General features: G+C 70.4%; 2 protein-coding genes. Both read left to right on the top strand.

Annotated features, from left to right (window positions below; translation table 11 throughout):
• On the top strand, nucleotides 1–157 hold a 157-nt coding region (locus CWO89_RS44445; RefSeq protein WP_165421620.1), incomplete at its 5' end, for a PIN domain-containing protein.
• Nucleotides 154–1,121 (top strand): tyrosine-type recombinase/integrase (locus CWO89_RS44440; RefSeq protein WP_130584410.1); only part of this gene is annotated, 968 nt, incomplete at its 3' end. The genes CWO89_RS44445 and CWO89_RS44440, both read left to right, overlap by 4 nt.

Here is a 1,121-nt window from a genome sequence, read left to right as displayed (position 1 = left end):
GTGGGGCCGCATCGCCGCGATCCGGCCGCGAGGCGATATCGACGGGCTGATCGCCGCCACCGCGATCGTCCACGACCTCATCCTCGTCACCCGCAATGTGGGGGATTTCGAGGATACGGGCGCCACGGTGATCGATCCCTGGGAGGCATCGGCATGAGCAGCCGTCCGGCGACCGCTTCGGAACCGCTCGCGGCCGCCCCGTCCGACGCGTCCCTCCCCTCCCCTCTCCCGCCATCACAAACCGGCCTGCCGGCGCACCTGGAACGCCTTGCCGATCGCGCCCGCGACTATGTCGAGGCGGCGAGCTCGGCCAACACGCGCCGGGCCTACACCTCCGACTGGAAGCACTTTTCCGCCTGGTGCCGGCGCCAGGGCCTCGAGGTGCTTCCGCCGTCTCCGCAGACGGTCGGGCTTTACATCACCGCCTGCGCCTCGGGCGCCGCGACGGCCGATCGCCAGGCCAATTCCGTCTCGACGATCGAGCGCAGGCTCTCAGCGCTGGCCTGGAACTATGCGCAGCGCGGCACGCCCTTGGACCGCACGGATCGGCATATCGCGACCGTGCTCGCCGGCATCCGCAACACCCACGCTGCCCCGCCCCGGCAGAAGGAGGCGGTTCTGCCGGAAGACGTGATCGCCATGCTCGAGACGCTCAATCGCGGCACGCTGCGGGGCTTAAGGGATCGCGCCATGCTGCTGCTCGGCTTTGCTGGCGGCCTGCGGCGCTCGGAGATCGTCGGCCTGGATTGTGGCCGCGACCAGACCGAGGACGGCCGCGGCTGGATCGAGATATTCGACAAGGGCATGATCGTCACCCTGCGCGGCAAGACCGGCTGGCGCGAGATCGAGATCGGCCGCGGCTCATCTGACGCCACCTGTCCGATCATCGCCCTGCAGACCTGGCTGAAGCTGGCCCGGATCGGTCACGGCCCCCTGTTCCGCCGGGTGCGCGGGGAAGGCAAGGACGTCGGTCCGGATCGCCTGGCCGACCAGCAGGTGGCCCGGCTGGTCAAACGCGCGGCGCTCGCCGCCGGGGTGCGCGCCGATCTGCCGGAAGGCGAACGGGAGGAAAAGTTCGCCGGACATTCGCTGCGAGCCGGCCTCGCCTCCTCCGCCGAGGT

This window comes from Bradyrhizobium sp. Leo170 (assembly GCF_004296405.1).
Classification (GTDB): domain Bacteria; phylum Pseudomonadota; class Alphaproteobacteria; order Rhizobiales; family Xanthobacteraceae; genus Bradyrhizobium.
This window is presented reverse-complemented; position numbering and strand designations above follow the sequence as displayed.